Source organism: Roseivivax isoporae LMG 25204, assembly GCF_000521865.1.
GTDB lineage: Bacteria > Pseudomonadota > Alphaproteobacteria > Rhodobacterales > Rhodobacteraceae > Roseivivax > Roseivivax isoporae.
This window is the reverse complement of the sequence record NZ_JAME01000008.1, coordinates 77,658-99,875: the sequence shown is the minus strand read 5'-3', so window position 1 is coordinate 99,875 and position 22,218 is coordinate 77,658. Positions and strand designations below refer to the sequence as shown.

At 72.5% G+C, this 22,218-nt stretch carries 17 protein-coding genes; 11 read left to right on the top strand and 6 right to left on the bottom strand.

Features of this window, described 5'->3' with window-relative positions; translation table 11 throughout:
* Nucleotides 1-166: 166 nt before the first annotated feature.
* The 4 genes from RISW2_RS07090 to bchF form a co-directional block, all read right to left on the bottom strand.
* Entirely contained in the window at nt 167-3,751 is a 3,585-nt protein-coding gene (locus tag RISW2_RS07090; RefSeq protein WP_043768463.1) for a magnesium chelatase subunit H, read from the bottom strand.
* Nucleotides 3,741-5,309, bottom strand: a complete 1,569-nt coding sequence (gene bchB / locus RISW2_RS07085; protein WP_043768461.1) for a ferredoxin:protochlorophyllide reductase (ATP-dependent) subunit B — start codon at nt 5,307-5,309, stop codon at nt 3,741-3,743. The genes RISW2_RS07090 and bchB overlap by 11 nt, the downstream gene beginning before the upstream one ends.
* Before the next feature lie 91 nt (nt 5,310-5,400).
* Nucleotides 5,401-6,684 carry a ferredoxin:protochlorophyllide reductase (ATP-dependent) subunit N gene (locus RISW2_RS07080; protein ID WP_043768459.1) on the bottom strand — a complete coding sequence of 428 codons (1,284 nt, stop codon included), beginning with the start codon at nt 6,682-6,684 and terminating at the stop codon, nt 5,401-5,403.
* Nucleotides 6,681-7,178 (bottom strand): 2-vinyl bacteriochlorophyllide hydratase, encoded by a 498-nt coding sequence (bchF, locus tag RISW2_RS07075; protein ID WP_043768457.1) that lies wholly within the window; start codon nt 7,176-7,178, stop codon nt 6,681-6,683. The genes RISW2_RS07080 and bchF overlap by 4 nt, the downstream gene beginning before the upstream one ends.
* 314 nt (nt 7,179-7,492) lie before the next feature.
* On the opposite strand from bchF, the gene RISW2_RS23435 reads away from it, so the two are divergent.
* The 6 genes from RISW2_RS23435 to idi are packed head-to-tail and all read left to right on the top strand — an operon-like array spanning nt 7,493 to nt 13,684.
* Nucleotides 7,493-8,305 carry a cobalamin B12-binding domain-containing protein gene (locus tag RISW2_RS23435; RefSeq protein WP_051491845.1) on the top strand — a complete coding sequence of 271 codons (813 nt, stop codon included), beginning with the start codon at nt 7,493-7,495 and terminating at the stop codon, nt 8,303-8,305.
* 6 nt (nt 8,306-8,311) lie between these two features.
* Nucleotides 8,312-9,754: a transcriptional regulator PpsR gene (gene ppsR / locus RISW2_RS07065; RefSeq protein ID WP_244437524.1), complete on the top strand. Its 1,443-nt coding sequence runs from the start codon at nt 8,312-8,314 to the stop codon at nt 9,752-9,754.
* A 36-nt stretch (nt 9,755-9,790) separates the two neighbouring features.
* Nucleotides 9,791-10,699, top strand: a complete 909-nt coding sequence (chlG, locus tag RISW2_RS07060; RefSeq protein ID WP_043768455.1) for a chlorophyll synthase ChlG — start codon at nt 9,791-9,793, stop codon at nt 10,697-10,699.
* Nucleotides 10,696-11,982: a BCD family MFS transporter gene (locus RISW2_RS07055; RefSeq protein ID WP_043768453.1), complete on the top strand. Its 1,287-nt coding sequence runs from the start codon at nt 10,696-10,698 to the stop codon at nt 11,980-11,982. Before chlG ends, RISW2_RS07055 begins: the two co-directional genes overlap by 4 nt.
* A 2-nt stretch (nt 11,983-11,984) precedes the next feature.
* Entirely contained in the window at nt 11,985-13,157 is a 1,173-nt protein-coding gene (locus RISW2_RS07050) for a geranylgeranyl diphosphate reductase (RefSeq protein ID WP_043768451.1), read from the top strand.
* Nucleotides 13,154-13,684, top strand: a complete 531-nt coding sequence (idi, locus tag RISW2_RS07045) for an isopentenyl-diphosphate Delta-isomerase (protein WP_043768449.1) — start codon at nt 13,154-13,156, stop codon at nt 13,682-13,684. Before RISW2_RS07050 ends, idi begins: the two co-directional genes overlap by 4 nt.
* 2 nt (nt 13,685-13,686) lie before the next feature.
* Here the strand turns inward: idi and RISW2_RS07040 are convergent, their stop codons facing one another.
* The gene (locus RISW2_RS07040) at nt 13,687-14,910 is read right to left on the bottom strand and encodes an MFS transporter (RefSeq protein WP_043768448.1); all 1,224 of its coding nucleotides are present in this window, start codon (nt 14,908-14,910) and stop codon (nt 13,687-13,689) included.
* Between the two features lie 90 nt (nt 14,911-15,000).
* Between RISW2_RS07040 and eutB the strand changes: the two genes are divergently transcribed.
* The 5 genes from eutB to RISW2_RS07015 all read left to right on the top strand — a co-directional run bounded on the left by eutB (nt 15,001) and on the right by RISW2_RS07015 (nt 20,600).
* Nucleotides 15,001-16,005 (top strand): hydroxyectoine utilization dehydratase EutB, encoded by a 1,005-nt coding sequence (gene eutB / locus RISW2_RS07035; RefSeq protein ID WP_043768446.1) that lies wholly within the window; start codon nt 15,001-15,003, stop codon nt 16,003-16,005.
* Complete coding sequence (locus RISW2_RS07030; protein ID WP_043768444.1) at nt 15,995-16,978, top strand: cyclodeaminase; 984 nt, start codon at nt 15,995-15,997, stop codon at nt 16,976-16,978. The genes eutB and RISW2_RS07030 overlap by 11 nt, the downstream gene beginning before the upstream one ends.
* Nucleotides 16,979-16,983: 5 nt before the next feature.
* Entirely contained in the window at nt 16,984-17,460 is a 477-nt protein-coding gene (locus tag RISW2_RS07025; protein ID WP_043768596.1) for an Lrp/AsnC family transcriptional regulator, read from the top strand.
* Between the two features lie 204 nt (nt 17,461-17,664).
* Nucleotides 17,665-19,149, top strand: coding sequence for an NAD-dependent succinate-semialdehyde dehydrogenase (locus tag RISW2_RS07020; protein WP_051491843.1), 1,485 nt, complete (start codon nt 17,665-17,667; stop codon nt 19,147-19,149).
* A gap of 74 nt (nt 19,150-19,223) precedes the next feature.
* Nucleotides 19,224-20,600 (top strand): aspartate aminotransferase family protein, encoded by a 1,377-nt coding sequence (locus RISW2_RS07015; RefSeq protein ID WP_043768443.1) that lies wholly within the window; start codon nt 19,224-19,226, stop codon nt 20,598-20,600.
* A 105-nt stretch (nt 20,601-20,705) separates the two neighbouring features.
* Here the strand turns inward: RISW2_RS07015 and glpK are convergent, their stop codons facing one another.
* Nucleotides 20,706-22,193: a glycerol kinase GlpK gene (gene glpK, locus RISW2_RS07010; protein WP_043768441.1), complete on the bottom strand. Its 1,488-nt coding sequence runs from the start codon at nt 22,191-22,193 to the stop codon at nt 20,706-20,708.
* Nucleotides 22,194-22,218 lie beyond the last annotated feature (25 nt).

The window sequence follows — 22,218 nt, the reverse complement described above, 5'->3', positions numbered from 1 at the left end:
CTCCTCGTCGCGAGGGCCCGGGCCCCCGCTTCTTCTTGGTCCAAATATCCCGGGGTCCGGGGCGGAGCCCCGGTCCCGGCCGGTCCGCCCGCGCGCGGCCCCTGGCGGCCCGCGGAACGGTGCGCGGGGCGAGGCGCGCCGCCCCGGCGGATATCGCGGGTCCCGCTCATTCCGCGGCCACCCCTTCCATCCGGTCCTCGAGCGCGTCGGCCGCATCCCTGAGCGCCGCGAGCGTCGCGGCGTCGGGCGTCCAGTAGGCGCGGTCGTGCGCCTCGAGGAGCCGGTTGGCCATCCGGCTCGACGCGACCGGGTTCAGCTCCGCGAGCCGCGCCCGCATCTCGGGGTCGAGCACGAAGGTCTCCGACAGGCGCTGGTAGACCCAGGGCTCGACCTTCCCGGTGGTGGCCGACCAGCCCATGGTGTTGGTCACCTGCGCCTCGATGGCGCGCACGCCCTCGGAGCCGTGCCGCAGCATGCCCTCGAACCATTTCGGGTTGAGCGAGCGCGACCGCGTCTCGAGCGCCACCTGGTCGGCGAGCGTGCGCACCTTGCCGCTCCCGCGCGTCGTGTCCGAGATGTAGAGCGCCGCCTCGACGCCGCCGCGCGCCCGCTTCACCGCGCGGGAGATGCCGCCCAGCGTGTCGAAGTAGTGGTCGACCGTGGTCACCCCCAGCTCGACGCTCTCGAGGTTCTGGTAGGCCAGTTCCACGTCCTGCAGCACCCGGCCGAGCAGCGCGGGGTTCGCCGCCGCCTTGCCGTTCGGCCCGTAGGCCCAGCTCTTGCGCGCCTGGTAGGCGTCGGCGAGCTCGTCCTCGTCGCCGAAGGCCGAGCTCTCCACCATCTGGTTCACGTTCGACCCGTAGGCGCCCTCGGCATTCGAGAAGACCCGGAGCGCGGCCTCCGCGAGCGTGCAGCCGGTCTCGCGCGAGAGCGCCAGCGCATGGGCCCGCACGAAGTTCCGCGCCTCGGGCTCGTCCGCCTCCGCGGCCTTGAGCGCCGCCTCGGCCAGCATGCGGGTCTGCAGCGGCAGGAGGTCGCGGAAGATGCCCGAGAGCGTCATCACCACGTCGACCCGCGGCCGCCCGAGCGTCTCGAGCGGCACGAGGTCCGCCCCCGCGAGCCGGCCGAACGCGTCGAAGCGCGGCACCGCCCCCATGAGCGCCAGCGCCTGCGCCAGCGGCGCGCCGTCGGTCTTGATGTTGTCCGACCCCCAGAGCACCAGCGCCACCGAGCGCGGCACGCTGCCATGCGTCCCGAGCAGCAGCTCGGCCTGCCGGCGCCCCTCCGCCATGGCGAAGGCGGTGGGCATGCGGAACGGGTCGAAGGCGTGGATGTTGCGCCCGGTCGGCAGGATCTCGGGCGCGCGCATCAGGTCGCCGCCCGCGACCGGCGGGATGAAGCGGCCGCCGAGCGCGCGCAGCAGGCCCGCGATCTCGCCGCCGTCGTCCAGTGCCGCATCCATCCGCGCCCGCGCCGCGTCGTCGGGCGCGAAGGCCAGGTAATCGGCGCGCGCCCGGGCCTCGAGCGGCCGGCCCACCACGTGCAGCCCGTCCGGAATGAGCGCCTCCTCGGTCTCGATCAGCGCCTGCCACAGGGTCTCGGGCGCGCCCGTGAGGTCCACCGCCTCGGCCTGCTGCGCGATCAGCGCCTCCAGATCCGCGGCGCGCGCGTCGCCCGGCGCCATGGCGCGCCAGCGCGACAACGAATCCTTCAGCTCCATCAGCCCCTTGTAGAGGCCCGCCGCGGACAGCGGCGGCGTCAGGTGGCTCACCGTCACCGCCCCCGAGCGCCGCTTCGCGAGCGTCGCCTCGGAAGGATTGTTCGCGGCGTAGAGGTAGACGTTGGGCAGATCGCCGATCAGCCGGTCCGGCCAGTCGCCGGGCCCGCTGCCCGCCTGCCGCCCCGGCATGAACTCGAGCGCGCCGTGCATGCCGAAATGCAGCACCGCGTCGGCGCGGAAGCTGTGCCGCAACCAGAGGTAGAACTGCGCGAAGGCATGGGTCGGCGCGAAACCCTTCTCGAAGAGCAGCCGCATCGGGTCGCCTTCCCAGCCGAAGCCCGGCTGCAGGCCGACGAAGACCTTTCCGAACCGCGCGCCGAGGACGAAGACGCCGCGCCCGTCGGACTGGATGCGCCCGGGCGCGGGGCCCCAGACCGCCTCGATCTCCTTCAGCCAGGGGGTGGCGCGCACCATCTCGTCGGCGCCCACATGCGCGGCGACGTTCGCGTCCTGGCCGTATTGCTGCGCGCTGCCCTCGAGCAGCGTCGCCCTGAGCGCCGCCACGCTCTCGGGCGGCTCGAGGTCGTAGCCTGCCCGCGCCATGGCGTGCAGCGTGTTGAAGAGGCTCTCCCAGACCGACAGGTAGGCGGCGGTGCCGGCGGCCCCGGAATTGGGCGGAAAGCCGAAGAGCACGATGGCGACGCGCCGGTCGGCGGCCTCGGAGCGGCGCAGCGCGGCGGCGCGCGCGGTGCGGTCGACCAGCGCCGCCACCCGCTCGGTGCAGGGGGCCATGGCGCGGCTGCCGTCGCCCGTGCAGCGATGGGCGCAGCCCGCGCAGCCGCCCTCGCCGTGCCGCCCGGCGAAGACATGCGGGTTCGTGGCCCCGTCGAGTTCCGGCAGCGCGATCAGCATGGTGGTCTCGATCGGCCCGAGCCCCTGCCCGCTCGCCGCCCATTGCCCGAGCGTCTGGAACTCGAGCGGGTGCGCGGCGATGTAGGGCACGTCGAGCCCCTCGAGCACCGCGATGGCGGCGGCATTGTCGTTGTAGGCGGGCCCGCCCACGAGGCTGAAGCCCGTGAGCGACACGAGCGCGTCGATGCGCGCGCCCTGCGCGTCCCGGAAATACGCCTCGACGGCGGGTCGCCCGTCGAGCCCGCCCGCGAAGGCCGGCAGCACGCGGATGCCCTTCGCCTCGAAGGCGCGGATGACCGCGTCGTAATGCGCGGTGTCCCCCGAGAGCACGTAGGAGCGCATCATCAGGAGCCCGACCGTCGCCACCGGCGCCGCGGGGCCCGGCAGAGCCGCAGCGTCGGTCGCGATGCGCCCCGGCAGGTCGGGATGGTAGAGCCCGCAATCGGGATACTCCACGGGCTCGGGCGCGGTGCCGCCGCGCCAGCCCGGTCGCGTGGCGTAGCGCGCGATGAGGAAGCGCACCATCGCCTCGACGTTCTCGTCCGACCCGCCGAGCCAGTACTGCATGGCGAGGAACCAGGCGCGCAGGTCCTGCGCCTTGCCCGGCACGAAGCGCAGGATGCGCGGCAGCCGCCGCAGCATCTGCATCTTGCGCTGTCCGCTCTCCGTCGAGGGCTTGGACGAGCCGCGCAGCTTCTTCAGCAGCGCCATGGTCGCGCTTTCCGGGCGCGCCATGTCGAGGCTTCCCATGCGCGTGAGCCGCACGATCTGCGCGTCGGCGATGATGCCGACCATGGCGTCCACCGCCTCGCGCCGCGCCGCGAGCGCGGGAAGGATCGGCTTCACGTGCTCCTCGAGGAAGAGGAGCGAGGCCACGACCATGTCCGCGCGCCCGATCGCCGCCTGCGCCTCGGCGAAGGCGGCGGGGCTCTCGCCCCATTCCGCCGCCGCGAGGACCGTCAGCCGCAGCCCCGGGAAATCCCGCGCGAGCCGCGCCTCGGCACGCGCCGCCGGCCCCGCCGCGTGGCTGTCGAGCGTCAGGATCACGAGCTCGTAGGGCGCCGGGGCACCGGGCTCGCGGGGCGCCTGGGCGCCGGGAAGGACGTCGTCACCGCGCATAATGGGCCTTGGCCTCGTAGAGCGTCTCGACGCTGATCTCGGTCTGGCCGCGCGCGGCCGCGAAGGTCTCTGTGTTCCGCCGCGCCTTACCGCGCACGAAGAAGGGGATCTTGCGCAGCTCCTGCTCCGCCGCCGGCAGCCAGACGACCGACACGCCCGCATCGTTCTTCTTGGCGGAGATATCCCGGGGTGAGGCCGCCTCCGGCGGCCGAGGGGCAGCGCCCCTTCCCTCCCCGGCCCGAGCCGGGGCATGCCCGCCGTGATGCGAGGGCCCGGCCGCGTCGTGGAACTCGAAGTCGGCGCGGAACATGGTCAGGAGGTGCTCCTCGAGCCCCATGACGAGCGGGTGCACCAGCGTGTCGAAGAGCACGTTCGCGCCCTCGATCCCCATCACCGGCGCGTAGCGGGCGGGAAAGTCCTGCACGTGCACCGGCGCCGAGATCACCGCGCAGGGGATACCGAAACGCTTGGCGATGTGCCGCTCCATCTGCGTGCCGAGGATCAGCTCGGGGGCGGCGGCCTCGATCGCGGCCTCGACCTCGAGGTAGTCGTCGGTGACGAGCGCCTCGAGGCCCATCTCGCGGGCGAGCGCCCGCACGGGACGCGCCTGTTCGCGGTTGTAGCAGCCGAGGCCCACCACCTCGAAACCGATCTCGTCGCGGGCGATGCGGGCGAGCGCGGTCACGTGGGTGCCGTCGCCGAAGAGGAAGACGCGCTTGCCGGTGAGGTAGGTCGAATCCACCGAGGCGGAGTACCAGGGCAGGCGCAGGCGGCTTTCGTCCATGCGCGCCTCGATCCCGAGGGCTTCGGCGACCTCGGCCACGAAGGCGCGGGTGGCGCCGACGCCGATCGGCACGGTGCGGGTATAGGGCAGGCCCAGCTCGCGCTCCATCCAGCGGCAGGCGCTCTCGCCCGTCTCGGGATAGAGCAGCACGTTCAGATGCGCCGCACCGAGCCGGGCGATGTCCGCAGGCCGCGCCTGCCAGGGCGCGCAGACGTTGACCGCGACGCCCATCTCCGCGAGGAGCCGGGTCACCTCGGTCACGTCGTCACGGTGGCGGAAGCCCAGCGCGGTGGCGCCGATCAGGTTGACCGTGGGCGCGGCGGTGCGGTCACAGGGCGCGGCAAGCCGGCGCACGACCTGGTAGAAGGTCTCGTCGGCGCCGAAATTCTCCTTGCGCTGGTAGGAGGGCAGCTCGAGCGGAATGACCGGGATGCCGAGGCCCATGGTCTCGGCCATGCCGCCCGGATCGTCCTGGATCAGCTCCGCGGTGCAGGAGGCGCCGACGATCATCGCCTCGGGATCGAAGCGCTCGCGCGCCTCGAGGCAGGCGCGGCGGAAGAGGTCGGCGGTGTCGGCGCCGAGGTCGCGGGCCTGGAACGTGGTGTAGGTGACCGGCGGGCGGTGGTCGCGCCGCTCGATCATGGTGAAGAGGAGATCGGCATAGGTGTCGCCCTGCGGCGCGTGCAGCACGTAGTGCAGCCCCTTCATCGCGGTTGCGACGCGCATGGCGCCCACATGCGGCGGGCCCTCGTATGTCCAGACCGAGAGCTTCATGGCCGGCCGGCCGGGGGCTTCGCGCCCCCGGACCCCCGCGGGATATTTCCGCCAAGAAGAAGATGCGGGGCGGCGAGAGGCGTGCGGGCCGTCATCGCGCGGCCCCCTCGAGCAGCGCACGGCGGCGCAGCGGGCGCGAGAAGAGCCCGGCGAGGTCGCCCGCCTGCTCGTAGAAGTGCACCGGCGTGAAGACGAGCTCGATCGCCCACTTGGTGGCGAGGCCCTCGGCCTCGAGCGGGTTGGCAAGGCCGAGCCCGCAGACCGTGAGGTCGGGGCGGGCGGCGCGCAGGCGCGCGAGCTGGCGGTCGACGTCCTGTCCCTCGGAGATCACCGGGCCCTCGGCCAGGAGGTCGAGGTCGGGGCCGAGGATCGCGCGGTGCAGGAACGGCGTGCCGATCTCGACCGCGTGCATGCCGCATTCGCGGGTCAGGAAGCGCGCGAGCGGCACCTCGAGCTGGCTGTCGGGAAAGAGGAAGACCGAGCGGCCGGAGAGGGTCTCGGCCGCCTGCGCCACGGCGCGGCGGGCGCGGGCGCGCGGCGCCTCGGTCACGCGGTCGACCTCCTCGGGGGGGATGCCGAACTCGGCGGCGACGGCGCGCAGCCAGAGCGTGGTGCCCTCGGCCCCGAAGGGCATGGGCGCGGGCACGTGGCGGGCGCCGCGGCGGGTCAGCGCGGCGAGCGTGTCGCCGAGGAAGGGCTGGGCGAGCGCGAAGACGGTGTTCGGTCCGATGCCGTAGCCCGCGTCCGCGCGCGGCGCGGGCAGCACCCGGACCGGGCCGATCCCGAGCGCGTCGAGCAGCCCCAGCATCTGGTCCTCGACCACGTCGGGCAGCGCGCCCACGACCACGAGTTCGCGCGCGTCGCTCTCGGGCAGGACCGGCACCATGGCGGCGAGGCAGGCGTCCTCGCCCTCGGTGAAGGTGGTCTCGATGCCCGAGCCCGACCAGTTCAGCACCCGGACCCGCGGGGCATGGGTGGCGATGAGCCGTTCGGCCGCCTTGGCGAGGTCGAGCTTGATCACCTCGGACGGGCAGGACCCCACGAGGAAGAGCTGGCGGATGTCGGGGCGCCGGGCGAGGAGGTCGGTCACCACGCGGTCGAGCTCGACCTGCGCGTCGGCGAGGCCGGCCAGGTCGGTCTCCTCGAGGATGGCGGTGGCGAAGCGGGGCTCGGCGAAGATCATCACGCCCGCCGCCGATTGCAGGAGGTGCGCGCAGGTGCGCGAGCCCACCACGAGGAAGAACGCGTCCTGCATCTTGCGGTGCAGCCAGACGATGCCGGTCAGGCCGCAGAACACCTCGTGCTGGCCGCGTTCCTTGAGCACCGGGGCGGTGCCGCAACCGCGGGCGGGCGGGGGCGGGAAGCGCGCGGTCATGGCCGCCCCCCTTCGGCCCGGCGGGCCGCGCGGAGCTTGAGCACGAACTGCGTGGCGTTGACCACGTAGGCGGCATAGGCGGCGAGCGCGAGGGTCATCAGCGCGCGCGGGTCGAGCGCGCCCTGCCAGAGCGCCCAGAGGTAGGCGGTGTGGAGCGCGATCACGAGGAAGGAGACCACGTCCTCCCAGAAGAAGGCGGGGGCGAAGAGCCAGCGGCCGAAGACGACCTTCTCCCAGATCGCGCCGGTCACCATGATGAGGTAGAGCACCAGGGTCTTGACCACGATCGAGACGGTCGCGACCTCGTAGCCCGCGCCGGTCCACAGGTAGCGCAGCACCAGCGCGAGGCTCGCGAGGAAGACGAGGAACTGCAGCGGCGCCAGCACGCCCTGGACCGGGGTCCAGATGGTGGCGTCGCGGCGCGCCCGCTCTTCCCGCGTGTAGAGCGGACGGGCGGTCCGGAGGTCCGGGGCGAGTCGTGCGGTCGCAGACATGGGCGATTCCGTTGTGCGCATGTCAAAAGCGTAGCGCCGCCGCCCGAAAAGTGTCAATTGAAACTTACACACCTCGGGGCAGTCGCTGTCAGCGCCCCTTGACCGCTCCGCGCGCGATCCGTCGAATTGTCCATATTCAAAAGGCTTGCGCGGTTCCTGCCGAGTGTCTACTCTGCTAGACGAAGTCAGGTCCGATGGACTGCCCGGTTGACGCCGGGCGGCGCGCCCCCATCTGGAGGTGCATGGCCCTCGGGCCCGAACCGTGTCGCCCGGGCCAATGCCGGACGGCGGTCCACGCGGGAGACGCCAGCGCCATGTCGGACATGTCCGAGCCCGGATCCTCGCGCCGCGCCAGCGCGGCCTCGCCGGAGATCTCGCTCCTCGCGGGCGCGGTGATCGCCCGCCTGCAGGACCGCGCCGAACGCGGGCCCGACGACCGGCTGGACCAGGCCGCGACCGCCCTATCGCGGGCGGTGCGCGGCCAGGAGTTCGACCCGGTCGACTGCGCGCGCCGGCTGCGCAACCTGCCCCTGCCCGACATCGTCCTGACCGACCACGTGATCCCCGCGGTCGCGCGCCGCCTCGGTCGCGACTGGGAGACGGACCGCGCGAGCTTTGCCGAGGTGTCCGTCGCGTCCGCCCGGCTGCAGAGCCTGCTCGGGGAGCTCGCGCCACACTGGAGCGACCGGCTGCCCGACGCCGCGGACACGGCGCTGTCGGCGCTGCTGGTCCTGACCACCGACGAGCCGCACACGCTCGGGCCGCATCTCGTGACCGCGCAGCTGCGCCGCCGCGGCGTGCTGGTCCGGACGCTTTACGGCGCGGGCCCGGCCGAGGTCGCGGCGGCGCTGGACCAGGGCCCGCGGACGGACATGGTGCTGTTCTCCTGCGCGCACCGCCGGCACCTTGCCTTCGTGGCCGGGATCATGTCAGGTCTGCGCAAGCTGGGCGCCCGGCGTCCGCCCGCCATCCTGGGCGGCGTGGTGCTCGATCATGAAACCGCACTCGAGAAGAGGACCGGGGTGGACCTCGTGACAAACGACGTGCAGTCGGCGCTGACGTTCTGTCGCGACCCGCGGCGCGCGGAAACGGCGCCGCCGACGGGGCGCGGAACGAAGGACCGGTAGGTGGAGATGACGAGCAACAGCCCCGACATGCGCGAGGACGGAAACGAGACGCCGCACGACGGCGGTCTCGGCGTCGTGGGCGAGGTCCTGGCCGCCTCGGCGGACCTGTCGGTGATGCTTTCGCCCGACGGCACGGTCACCTCGGTGGTCCCCGGGCGCGGCATCGACGCCTTCGCCGGGCTCGACGCCTGGGTCGGGCGCAAGATCGAGGACCTGCTGACCTCGGAAAGCGTGCCGAAGCTGCGGCGCGCGCTCGGCACGCTCGAGCGCGGCGAGGCCGGCGCGCGGCCGGTGGAGCTCAACCACGTGGACGGCGAGGCCTGGGAATTCCCGGTGCGCTACACGCTGCTGCGCTACGGCGCGGACGGTTCGGTGCTGATGGCCGGGCGCGACCTGCGCGCGGTGGCCGAGACGCAGTCGCGGCTCGTGCAGGCGCAGATGTCGCTGGAACAGGGCTACGAGGCGCGGCGCGAGTTCGACACGCGCTACCGGCTGCTGCTGCGCACGGTGTCGGACGCGGTCGTGTTCCTGTCGGCATCGGACGGCCGCGTCGTGGACCTGAACGAACCGGCGGCGGCGCTGCTCGGCGGCACGCGCGACGCGCTCGGCGGCAAGCCGCTGTCGCGGGCGCTCAAGGACAGCGAGCGCGGCGACCTGATCGAGATGCTGACGAGCGCGGCGGTGACCGAGGACGGCACCCCGGTCGAGGTGGTGTCGCTGGCGGGCGACCGGCGGCTGACGCTGCGCCCGCAACTGTTCCGCGCGGGCGGCGAGCGGTTCGTGATCGCGCGCATCCTGTCGGCGGACGGCGCCGACGCGCAGGACGATTCGCTCGGGACGAACCTTGCCCAGCTCTACGCCAAGGGCACGGACGCGATGATCTTCACCTCGATCAAGGGCGAGATCCTGAGCTGCAACGACGCCTTCCTCGAGCTCATCGACGCGGCGCACCTGTCCGGGGTGAAGGGGCAGAGCATCGCCTCCTACCTCGCGCGCGGGCAGATCGACGTGAACGTGATCGTCGACCATGCCCGGCGGTCCGGGCACCTGCGGGCCTATTCCACGCAGATCGTGAACGATCTCGGGGCCGAGACGCCGGTCGAACTGTCGGCGATCTACCTCAACGACCGCACCCATCCCGAGCTTGGGTTCATCCTGCGCGACACCTCGCGCAGCGAGGCGCTCCGGTCGAGCACCGGCGGAATCCGCGGCGGCGACGAATCGAGCCGCGGCGTGATGGAACTGGTGGGATCGGCGACGCTGAAGGAGATCGTCGCGGAGACCACCGAGGTGGTCGAGAAGATGTGCATCGAGACCGCGGTGCACCTTACGCGCAACAACCGGGTGGCCGCCGCCGAGATGTTGGGCCTGTCGCGGCAGAGCCTCTACGTCAAGCTGCGCAAGTACGGCCTCCTGGCCCGCGACACGGACACCGACAGCGACGACTAACTTGCGCCGACTCGGGAATGCGTGTCTAGTTGACACATGAGTGTCAGCGAAAGTTTACATCCCCGGAGAACCCCCGAACCGGCAGCCCTGCTGACGCTGCTGAAGCCCGTGACGTGGTTTCCGCCGATCTGGGCCTATCTCTGCGGCGTGGTCGCCTCGGGCGTCCCGCCGTCGGAGGCGTGGGGGCTCGTGGCGCTCGGCGTGGTCCTGGCAGGCCCGGTGGTCTGCGGCATGAGCCAGGCGGCCAACGACTGGTGCGACCGGCACGTGGACGCGATCAACGAGCCGCACCGTCCGATCCCCTCGGGCCGCGTGCCGGGGCGCTGGGGCCTCTGGGTGGCGCTCGCCATGTCGGGACTGGCGCTGGTCCTGGGCCTCGCGCTCGGGACCTGGGGGTTCGTCGCGACCTGCGTGGCGGTGGTCGCGGCCTGGGCCTATTCCGCCGAGCCCGTGCGGCTGAAACGCTCGGGCGTCTGGGGCCCGGGGCTCGTGGGCCTCAGCTACGAGACGCTGCCCTGGTTCACCGGGGCCGCCGTGCTGAGCCGCGGCCTGCCCTCGGTCGAGGTGATCACGATCGCCGTGCTCTACGGGATCGGCGCGCACGGGATCATGACCCTCAACGATTTCAAGGCGCTGGAAGGTGACCGGATCACCGGCGTGAAGTCCCTGCCGGTGACGCTCGGGCCTGCGCGCGCCGCGCGCGTGGCCTGCGTGGTGATGGCCCTGCCGCAACTGGCCGTCCTGGCCCTGCTCGTGGCCTGGGGCGCGCCCTGGCACGCGGCGGCGATAGGCCTGCTGATGGCGGCGCAGGGCTGGGCCATGTCGGTGATGCTGCGCGACCCGAAGGCGCGCGCGCCCTGGTACAACGGCACCGGGGTCCTGTTCTACGTCAGCGGCATGATGATCGCGGCCTTCGCGCTGCGGGGGATGGGAGCTGCGGCATGACGCTTGGCTGGGTGTCGATCGTGCGGCTCGGGCTCGTGCAGATGGCCCTGGGCGCGATCGTGGTGCTGACGACCTCGACGCTGAACCGGCTGATGGTCGTGGAACTGGCCCTGCCGGCGGTGCTGCCGGGTTTCCTGGTGGCGCTGCATTACGGCATCCAGATCACCCGGCCGAGCTGGGGTTTCCGGTCGGACACCGCGGGCAACCGCACCCGCTGGATCCTCGGCGGCATGGCGGTGCTGGCCCTCGGCGGCATCGGCGCCGCGGCCGGTGTCGTGACGCTCGGCCACGATTTCCGCGCGGGCCTTGCGCTGTCGGTCCTGTCCTACGCGCTGATCGGCCTCGGCGTCGGCTGTTCGGGGACGTCGCTCCTGGCCCTTCTGGCGAGCGCCACGGCGCCCCGGCGGCGCGCGGCGGCGGCGACGATCACCTGGCTCATGATGATCCTCGGCATCGCGGTCACCGCCGGCGTGGTCGGAGGGCTGATCGACCCCTACACGCCGGCGCGGCTGATGCAGGTCGTCACCGGCACCGCGCTCGTCATGCTGGCGCTGACCGCGGTCGCGGTCCGCGGCGTCGAGCGCGGCGTGGTCGCGGCGCCCGACCCGGCCGCGCCCCCGTTCCTCGAGGCGCTGGCGGAGGTCTGGCAGGAACGCCACGCGCGGCACTTCACACTCTTCGTGTTCCTGTCGATGGTCGCCTATTTCATGCAGGAGCTCATCCTCGAGCCCTATGCCGGGCTCGTCTTCGGCTTCACCCCCGGGCAGTCGACACAGATGGCGGGCGCGCAGAACGGCGGCGTCTTCCTCGGCATGGTGACGGTGGGCGTCGTGGCCACCGGCCTCGGCATCGGCGCGCTCAGGACCTGGGTCGCGGCGGGCTGTCTCGGCTCGGCGGCGGCGCTCGTGGCCATCGCGGGGCTCGGCCAGACCGGGCCCGGCGCGCCGATCGTGCCCGCGGCGGTGGCGCTCGGCTTCTTCAACGGCATGTTCGCGGTCGCGGCCATCGGGTCGATGATGGCGCTCGCGGGCGAGGGGCGCGGCAAGCGCGAGGGCACGCGGATGGGCCTCTGGGGCGCGGCGCAGGCCATCGCGGCGGGGTTCGGCGGGCTTGCCGGCGCGGCGGCGGTGGACGTGCTGCGGCAGGTCCTGCCCGATGCCGGCGCCTTCGGCGCGGTCTTCGCGGCCGAGGCCGGGCTGTTCGTCACGGCGGCGCTGATGGCGCTCGTCATCATGGAGGGCCGGCCCGCGCGGCGCGGGGCGATGCTGCAACCGGGAGAATGACCATGTTCGATGTCGTCGTCGTCGGAGGCGGCCCCTCGGGGGCCACCGCGGCCGAGGATCTGGCCCGCTCGGGGCACAGCGTCGCGCTGCTGGACCGCGAGGGACGGATCAAGCCCTGCGGCGGCGCCATCCCGCCGCGGCTGATGCAGGACTTCCACGTGGGCGAGGAACAGCTCCTCGCCAAGATCCGCACCGCGCGGATGATCTCGCCCACCGGGCGGCGCGTCGACATCCCGATCGAGAACGGCTTTGTCGGCATGGTCGACCGCAAGGATTTCGACCCCTTCCTGCGGGCCCGCGCCGAGGCGGCGGGCGCCGCGCGCTTCACAGGCACCTTCGTGCGGATGGAACGCGACGGCGGCACGCGGGTGGTCTACCGCGACCGGGAGAGCGGCACGGAACGCACGCTCGAGACGCGGCTGGTGATCGGCGCGGACGGCGCGAATTCCCGGGTCGGCCGGGCCGAGGTGCCGGGCGCGGACAAGATCCCCTACGTCTTTGCCTATCACGAGATCATCGCCGCCCCGATGGCGGGCGACTACGACCCCGACCGCTGCGACATGATCTACGATGGCCGCATCAGCGCCGACTTCTACGGCTGGGTGTTCCCGCACGGCGACACCGCGAGCGTGGGCATGGGCACCGAGCTGCGCTCGGCCGACCTCAAGGCGGCGACGGCGGACCTGCGGCGGGCCTGCGGGCTCGCGCAGTGCGAGACGCTGCGCCGCGAGGGCGCGCCGATCCCGCTGAAGCCGCTGGCGCGCTGGGACAACGGCCGCGACGTGGTGCTGGCCGGGGATGCCGCGGGCGTCGTGGCCCCGTCCTCGGGCGAGGGCATCTACTACGCCATGACCGGCGGACGCGCGGCGGCGAGCGCCTGCGCCGCGGTGCTGGCCTCGGGCCGCGCGCGGGACCTGGCGCTTGCGCGGCGGCTCTTCATGCGCGAACACAAGACCGTGTTCCGGGTTCTGGGCGCGATGCAGGATGCCTATTACCGCTCCGACAGCCGGCGCGAACGGTTCGTGTCGCTCTGCCACGACATCGACGTGCAGCGCCTGACCTTCGAGGCCTACATGAACAAGAAGCTCGTGCGCGCGCGGCCGCTGGCCCACCTGAAGATCGGGCTCAAGAACCTGTCGCACCTGACCGGCCTCGTGCGGGAGACGTATACATGACCATCGAGATCCCGGCCTGGATCGACGGACGCCTGGTGCCGGTCGAGAAGCTGGCGGCGCACCGGCGCGGACTGCGCCACAAGGCGGTGTCGGTCTTCGTCCTCGACGGCGACCGGGTGCTGCTGCAGCGGCGCGCCACGGGCAAGTACCACACGCCGGGGCTCTGGGCGAACACCTGCTGCACGCACCCGCACTGGGGCGAGGATGCCGCCACCTGCGCGCGCCGCAGGCTCGGCGAGGAACTGGGGATCCCCGGCCTCTCGCTCACCCGCCGCGACGTGGTCGAGTACCGCGCCGACGTGGGCGGCGGGCTGACCGAGCACGAGGTGGTGGACCTCTTCACCGCCGAAGCGGATGCCGACCTGCACGTGGCGCCCGATCCCGAGGAGGTGATGGCGACCGAGTGGGTGGCCCTCGACGCGCTGCGCCGCGACGTGGCGGCGCGGCCCGGACGCTACACGCCGTGGCTGCGCATCTACCTCGAGGACCATGCGGAGCGGATCTTTCCCGCGGCCCTCCTGACCTGAGATCAGGCCGGCAGGGCGCCGGTGCCGCTCTGGCGCCGGCCGCGCAGGAGAATCGCGAGCATGATCGCGATGTTGAGCCCGTTCCACAGGATGCCGTTCCAGAAGGCGAGCGCGTAGCTGCCCGTCGCCTCGTAGACCGCGCCCGACATCCAGCCGCCGAGCGCCATGCCGAGGATGGTCATCATGATGACGAAGCCCACGCGCGCGCCGGCCTCGCGCGCGGGCAGGTATTCCCGCACGATCACCGCGTAGGACGGCACGATCCCGCCCTGCGCCAGGCCGAAGACCAGGCTGACCACGTAGAGCGAGGGCAGCGAGCCCGCGGGAATGTAGAGCGCCAGCGCCAGCGCCTGCAGCACCGAGCCAAGGAGCAGCGTGCGCACCCCGCCCAGGAGATCGGCGAGCCATCCCGACACGAGGCGCGACGCCACCCCGCCGAGAAGCATCAGCGTCAGCATCTCGGTGCCCGCCGCGGGCCCGTAGCCCAGGTCGACGCAGAGCGCGACGATGTGCACCTGCGGCATCGACATGGCGACGCAGCAGCCGATCCCGGCCGCGCCGAGCATCCATTGCAGCTGCCGCGGCGAGAACCCCGTGCGCCCGGCCCGCAGGCCCGCCTGACGCTCGGCATGGCCCATGGCCGCGGCGCTCACCCGCCGCCGCAGCGCGAGCGCGAGGGGCGGCAGCGCCAGCACCAGCACCCAGGCGAGCAGCCCGTAGCCCCAGCGCCAGTCCGCCGTTTCGGGAAAGTGCGCGAGCGCCTGGCTCCAGACCGTGCCCGACAGGTAGTTGCCCGAGGCCGCGATGGCGACCGCGACGCCGCGCCGCCGCTCGAACCATTGCGACACGTCGGCGATGAGCGGGCCGAAGCTTGTCGCGGTGCCGAAGCCGATGGCGAGCTGCGCCGCGAGCAGCACCTCGATCGTCGGCGCGCGCGCCGCCACGAAGAACGCGAGCCCGAGCCAGAGGCCCATCGCCGCCAGCACCCGGGTGATGCCGAACCGGTCCACCCAGCGGCCGATCACGAGATTGCCCGCGGCGAAGCCCAGCATGGTCGCGGTGAAGCCCAGCGAGGCGGTGCCGCGCCCGGCGCCGAATTCCGCGGCGACCTCGGGCAGGACGGTCACGTAGGTCCACATGCCCACGTTGCCCACCACCGCGATCAGCAGCGTCGCGGCGAGCCGCGTCCAGGCATAGGCACCGTCGAAGGGATGGGCGTCGGACATGACGGCGACGCTACGGTGGACACCGCCGCGATGCCAGCGTCATTTGCGGAGCGGGTTTTCAAGCCCGCCGCGCCGCTCCATAGTCGCCCCATGACGATCACGCTCGCAGACATCCTCGCCGCCCGGAAGGTCCTGAAGGGCCGCGCCGACGCCACGCCCATGGTGCCCTCGCCGCACATGGAGGCGCGGTTCGGCCATCCCTTCTGGCTGAAACTCGAGATCGCCCAGCCGATCGGCGCCTTCAAGCTGCGCGGCGCGCTGAACGCGGTCGCGGCGCTGCCCGAGGGGGTGGCCGGCGTCACCTGCTGCTCGACCGGCAACCACGGCCGGGGCGTCGCCTACGCGGCACGCGAACGCGGCCTGCGCGCGGTGATCTGCATGTCGGACCTCGTGCCCGCCACCAAGGTCGAGGGCATCCGCGCGCTCGGCGCCGAGGTGCGCATCGCCGGCCGCTCGCAGGACGCGGCCGAGGCCGAGAGCCGCCGCCTGTCCGAGACCGAGGGCCTCGTGCGGATCCCGCCCTTCGACGATCCGCACGTGATCGCGGGCCAGGGCACGATCGGGCTCGAGATGCTCGAGGCGGTGCCGGATCTCGACACGCTGCTGATCCCGCTCTCGGGCGGCGGCCTCGCCGCCGGCATCGCCTGCGCGGCGCGCGCGATCAACCCGCGGCTGCGCATCGTCGGCATCTCCATGGACCGCGGCGCCGCCATGCACGAGAGCCTGCGCGCCGGCCGCCCGGTGGACGTGGAGGAGGTCGCGAGCCTCGCCGACAGCCTCGGCGGCGGCATCGGCTCCGACAACCGGCTGACGCTCGCCATGTGCCGCGACCTGCTCGACGAGGTGGTGCTGGTGACCGAGGCCGAGATCTACCGCGCGCTGCAGACGCTGTTCTACGAGGAACGCCTGGTGGCCGAGGGCGCCTGCGTGGTGGGCATCGCCGCGGTCGAGGCGGGCCGCGTGACGCTGACCGGGCCGACGGCGACGGTTCTGACCGGGCGCAACCTCGACATGACCGTCCTCGCCCGGATCGTCGCGGGACAGGACGTGCGCCTCGGCGACACGCTCATCGAGGGACGACCCTATGCCGCATGACATCCGCATCGTGACCGAGGCAGAGCTGCGCGGCGTCGTGTCGCTCGACACCGGCCTCGTGGACGTGGTCGAGGCCGCCTTCGCCGCGCTCGACCGCGGCGGCGTGGTGATGCCGCCGGTGATGTCCATGGCGCTCGAGGAGGCGCATGGCGAGGTCGACGTCAAGACCGCGTACCTGCCGGGCTTCGACGGCTTCGCGATCAAGGTCTCGCCGGGCTTCTTCGACAATCCCGCGCGCGGCCTGCCCTCGCTCAACGGGCTGATGATCCTCCTGTCGGCCGAGACCGGCCTGGTGCAGGCGGTGTTCCTCGACAACGGCTACCTGACCGACCTGCGCACCGCCGCGGCCGGCGCCGTGGCCGCGCGCCACCTCGCGCCCGAGGAGGTCACGACCGCAGGCGTCATCGGCACCGGCGTGCAGGCGCGGCTGCAGATTCGCGCGGCGCATCTCGTGCGGCCCTTCGAGCGCGTGCTGGTCTGGGGCCGCGATCCGCAGAAGGCGACCGCCTGCGCCGCCGACCTCAAGGCCGAGCTCGGGATCGAGGCCGAGGTCTGCACCGACGCCGCGACGCTCGTGCACCGCGCGCAGCTCGTGGTGACCACGACGCCCGCGCGCGACCCGGTCCTCAGGGCCGAGTGGCTGCATCCCGGCCTGCACGTGACCGCCATGGGATCGGACCAGGAGGGCAAGAACGAGCTAGACCCCGCCTGCCTCGCCCGCGCCGACCTCTACGTGGCCGACCGCGCGGCGCAATGCGCGCTCCTGGGCGAACTGCGCACCGCCCGCGCCGCGGGGCTCTTCCCGCAGGAGCCCGTCGAGCTCGGCGCCGTGGTCGCCGGCGCCGCGCCCGGGCGCCGCGACCCGCGCGCGATCACCATCGCCGACCTCACGGGCACCGGCGCGCAGGACACCGCCATCGCCTGCCACGTGGCCGCGCGGCTCGGCGACGCGGGCACGGTGGTGCGGGCCTGACCATGGTGCCGCTCGACGCGCGCGACCTCGACATCCTGCGGATCCTGTCCGCCGAGGGCCGCATCACCAAGGCCGAGCTCGCGGCGCGCGTGGGCCTCTCGCCCACCCCCTGCTGGGAGCGGCTGAAGAAGCTCGAGCGCGCGGGCGTGATCGAGGGCTACGGCGCGCGGCTCGGTCTGCGCGCCTTCGGGCCGCACGTCACCGTCTTCGTCGCGATCGAGCTCGGCAGCCACAAGGCCGCCGATTTCCGCATCTTCGAGGAGGCGGTGCAGCGCCACGAGGAGATCACCTGGGTCTGGGCGCTGGGCGGCGGTTTCGACTACCTCTGCCAGGTCGTCACCCGCGACATCGACAGCTACCAGCGCCTGATCGACGCGCTGCTCGAGGCGCGCATCGGGCTCTCGCGCTACTACACCTACATCGTGACGAAGCGGGTGAAGGCCGGGCACGGCCTGCCCTTGTCGCTGCTCGCGCGCGACTAAGGGCCCCGGGGCCGCGCGCCCTGCGCTTCTTCTTGGCCCAAATATCCCCCCGCCGGAGGCGTCCCGCAGGCACCGCCCGCACCGGACGAATCCTCTGCCGGGCGCGCCCCTGCCAGAGGACTTCACTGCCCGGGGGGCGATCTTTGGTCACCTCCTCTGGCGCGCCCGGGCCATGGTGCCGCCATCGGACAGACGGAGGCCGCCATGACCCTGCACGACACCTTCCCGAAATCGCCGCTCGCGGGCCTCGACGACGCCCGGCTCGTGCGCAGCTTTGCCTATGTGGGCGGCAAGTGGCGCAGCGCCGCCTCCGGCGCGGCCTTCGACGTGACCGATCCCGGCACCGGCGCGTGGCTGGGCGAGGTGGCGCGCATGTCCGGCGCCGAGGCGCGCGAGGCGGTCGACGTGGCCGACGCGGCCTTCGCCAGCTGGTCGCTGACCCTGCCGCAGGAGCGCGCGCGCCTCCTGCGCCGCTGGTACGAACTCATGATGGAGCACCAGGAGGACCTCGCGCGGCTGATGGTGTACGAGCAGGGCAAGCCGGTTTCCGAGGCGCGCGGCGAGATCGCCTATGCCGCCGATTTCGTCGAGTTCTACGCCGAGGAGACGCGCCGCCCGAACATCGAGGGCGTGACCTCGCACCTGCCCGATGCCGAGGTCGAGCTCTGGCGCGAGCCGGTGGGCGTCGCCGCGCTGATCACGCCCTGGAACTTCCCGACCGCCATGCTGACGCGCAAGGCCGCCGCGGCGCTCGCCGCGGGCTGCACCGTGGTCTGCCATCCCTCGGCCGAGACGCCGTTCTCGGCGCTGGCGCTGGCCGAGCTCGCCGAGCGCGCGGGCTTCCCTCCGGGCGTCTTCAACGTTGTCACCGGCGACGCGCCCGAGATCGTGACACCCTGGTGCGCCGATCCGCGGGTGCGCGTCCTGTCCTTCACCGGCTCGACCGAGGTCGGCCGGCTGCTCTACCGGCAATGCGCCGACACCGTGAAGTCGCTGATCATGGAGCTCGGCGGCCACGCACCGGTCATCGTCTTCAAGGGCTCGGACCTCGACCAGGCGGTCGAGGAGACCATGAAGGCCAAGTTCGCGACCTCGGGGCAGGACTGCCTCGGCGCGAACCGCATCTTCGTCGAGCGCCCGATCTACGACGCCTTCGTCGAGAAATTCGTCGCCGCGACCAAAGCGCTGACCGTCGGGCGCGGCATGGACGACCCGGACATCGGCCCGCTCATGAACGAGAAGGCGGTGCAGAAGCAGGAAGCCCACGTGGCCGACGCGATGGAAAAGGGCGCGCGGCTCCTGTGCGGGGGCGGCCGGCTCGATCTCGGCCCGCTCTTCTACGCGCCGACGGTTCTGGCGGACGTGCCCGCGGACGCGGCGATCCTGCACGAGGAGACGTTCGGACCGGTCGCGGCGCTCCTGCCCTTCGACACCGAGGAGGAGGTGGTCGCCCGCGCCAACGCCACCGAATACGGCCTTGTCGCCTACGTGCACTCGATGGATCCCCGCCGCATCTACCGGGTCAGCCGCGCGCTGAACTTCGGCATGGTCGCGGTGAACCGCACCAAGGTGACCGGCGCGCCCATCCCCTTCGGCGGCATGAAGCAGTCGGGGCTCGGGCGCGAGGGCGCCCGCCAGGGGCTCGAGGCGTTCACCGAGATCAAGTACGTCTGCCGCGACTGGGCCTGACCCGGCGGCACCGCGGGGGGCGCCCGCCGGCGCCCCCCGCCATTCCCCGACTTTCCGACGACGAGGACGACGACATGCTGAAGAACGACCTGCTCGAGGCCTGGGACCGCGAGAGCTTTTTCCACCCCTCGACCCACCTCGCGGAGTTCGCCCGCGGCACCGCGCCCCAGCGGGTGATCCGCGGCGGCGAGGGCTGCCACATCGAGACGCGCGACGGGCACCGGCTGCTCGACGCCTTCGCGGGCCTCTACTGCGTGAACGTGGGCTACGGCCGCCCCGAGATCGCCGAGGCGATCGCCGACCAGGCGCGCGAGCTCGCCTACTACCACGCCTATGTGGGCCACGGCACCGAGGCGTCGATCACGCTCGCGAAGATGATCCTCGACCGCGCGCCCGACCACATGTCCAAGGTCTATTTCGGCCTGTCGGGGTCGGACGCGAACGAGACGAACATCAAGCTCGTCTGGTACTACAACAACATCCTCGGCCGGCCCGAGAAGAAGAAGATCATCTCGCGCCAGCGCGGCTATCACGGCTCGGGCCTGATGACCGGCTCGCTGACAGGGCTGCACCTCTTCCACCGGAAGTTCGACCTGCCGCTCGACCGCGTGCTGCACACCGAGGCGCCCTACTATTTCCGCCGCGACGACACGTCGATGACCGAGGCGCAGTTCGTGGCCCATTGCGCGGCCGAGCTCGAGGCGCTGATCGCCCGCGAGGGCGCCGACACCATCGCCGCCTTCATCGGCGAGCCGGTGCTGGGCACGGGGGGCATCGTGCCGCCGCCCGCGGGCTACTGGGCCGCGATCCAGGAGGTGCTGGAGCGCCACGACATCCTGCTGATCGCCGACGAGGTGGTGACGGGGTTCGGCCGGCTCGGCTCGATGTTCGGCTCGGAGCATTACGGGCTGCGGCCCGACCTCATGACCATCGCCAAGGGCCTGACCTCGGCGTACGCGCCGCTCTCGGGCTCGATCGTGTCGGACCGGATGTGGAAGGTCCTCGAGCAGGGCACCGACGAGAACGGCCCGATCGGCCACGGCTGGACCTACTCGGCGCACCCGATCGGCGCCGCGGCGGGCGTCGCGAACCTGAAGCTCATCGACGAGCTGGGCCTCGTGGCACAGGCCGGCCGGAACGGCGCCTACCTCAACCGCGCGATGCGGGACGCGGTGGGCGGCCATGCCCATGTGGGCGAGGTGCGCGGCGAGGGCATGCTCTGCGCGGTCGAGTTCGTGAAGGACCGCGAGAGCCGCACGTTCTTCGACGCCGCCGACAAGGTGGGCCCGCAGGTCGCGGCGGCGCTCCTCGAGGAGGGGATCATCGCGCGGGCGATGCCGCAGGGCGACATCCTGGGCTTTGCCCCGCCCTTCTGCCTGACCGAGGCGGAAGCCGACGAGGTGGCCGGCAAGACGGCGAAGGCCGTGCAGAAGGTCCTCGGGACCGCCTGATCCCGAGGCCGGACGCGAGGGGCCAGCCCCTCGCGCTCCCCGGGATATTTCCGCCAAGAAGAAGGACGGGGGGCCGCGCGGCACCCCCGCCGCCGGCCGCGGGGCTCAGAAGGCCTGCGCGGCCGCCACGGCGCGTTTCCACGCCGCGTATTTCGCGTCGCGGGTGGCGTCGTCCATGGCGGGGGTGAACTCGCGCTCGCGTTCCCACATGTCGGCGAAGCCGTCCATGCCGGGGTAGACGCCGGCCTGCATGCCCGCGAGCCATGCCGCGCCCATCGCCGTGGTCTCGAGCACCCTCGGACGGTCGACCGGCGCGCCGATGATGTCGGAGAGGAACTGCATCGCCCAGTCGGAGGCGCTCATGCCGCCGTCGACGCGCAGCGTGGCGTCGCCGCCCGGCGCGCGCCAGTCCGCGTGCATGGCCTCGATCAGGTCGCGGGTCTGGTAGCCCACGCTCTCGAGCGCGGCACGGGCGAATTCCTCGGGGCCGGAATTGCGCGTGAGGCCGAAGATCGCGCCGCGGCACTCGGCGTTCCAGTAGGGCGCGCCGAGCCCGGTGAAGGCCGGCACCAGCACCACGTTCTGCCGGTCGTCGGCCTTTTCCGCGAGCGGCTGCGTCTCCTTGGCCTCGCGGATGAGGCGCAGGCCGTCGCGCAGCCATTGCACCACCGCGCCCGCGATGAAGATCGAGCCCTCGAGCGCGTAGGTGGGCGTGCCGTCGAACTGGTAGGCGATGGTGGTGAGCAGGCGGTTGCGCGAGCGCACCGGTTCGGAGCCGGTGTTCAGGAGCGCGAAACAGCCGGTGCCGTAGGTCGATTTCAGCATGCCGGGCTGGAAGCACGCCTGCCCGATCGTCGCCGCCTGCTGGTCGCCCGCGACGCCGAGGATCGGGATTTCGCGGCCGAAGAGGTCCGGGCGGGTGACGCCGAAGTCGCCCGCGCAGTCGCGCACCTCGGGCAGCATCTCCAGCGGGATGTCGAGCATCTCGGCGATCGAGGTGGACCAGCGGCCCTTGCGGATGTCGTAGAGCATGGTCCGGCAGGCATTGGTCGCGTCGGTGACGTGGCTGCGGCCGCCGGTGAGCTTCCAGATCAGGAAGCTGTCGACCGTCCCGAAGAGCAGCTTGCCCTCCCGCGCCCGTTCGCGCGCGCCGGGGGTCTCGTCGAGGATCCACTTGAGCTTGGAGGCGGAGAAGTAGGGATCGAGCAGGAGGCCGGTGCGGTCGGTCACCATGTCCTCGTGGCCCGCGTCCTTGAGCCCCTGCGTGATCTGCGCGGTCCGCCGGTCCTGCCAGACGATGGCGCGGTGCACCGCCTGCCCGGTCTCGCGGTCCCAGACGCAGACGGTCTCGCGCTGGTTGGTGATGCCGATGGCGGCGATGTCCGCGACGTCGATCCCGGCCTTCTCGATCACGCCGCGGCAGGTGGCGGCGACGCTCGTCCAGAGGTCGGAGACGTCGTGCTCGACCCAGCCCGAGGCCGGGTAGTGCTGGGGAAACTCCTCCTGCGCGACGGCGGTGACCGCGAGTTTCTCGTCGAACAGGATCGCCCGGCTCGACGTGGTTCCCTGGTCGATGGCAAGCACGTGGCGCATCGCTCCTCCCCTTCCTTCCTGGTCC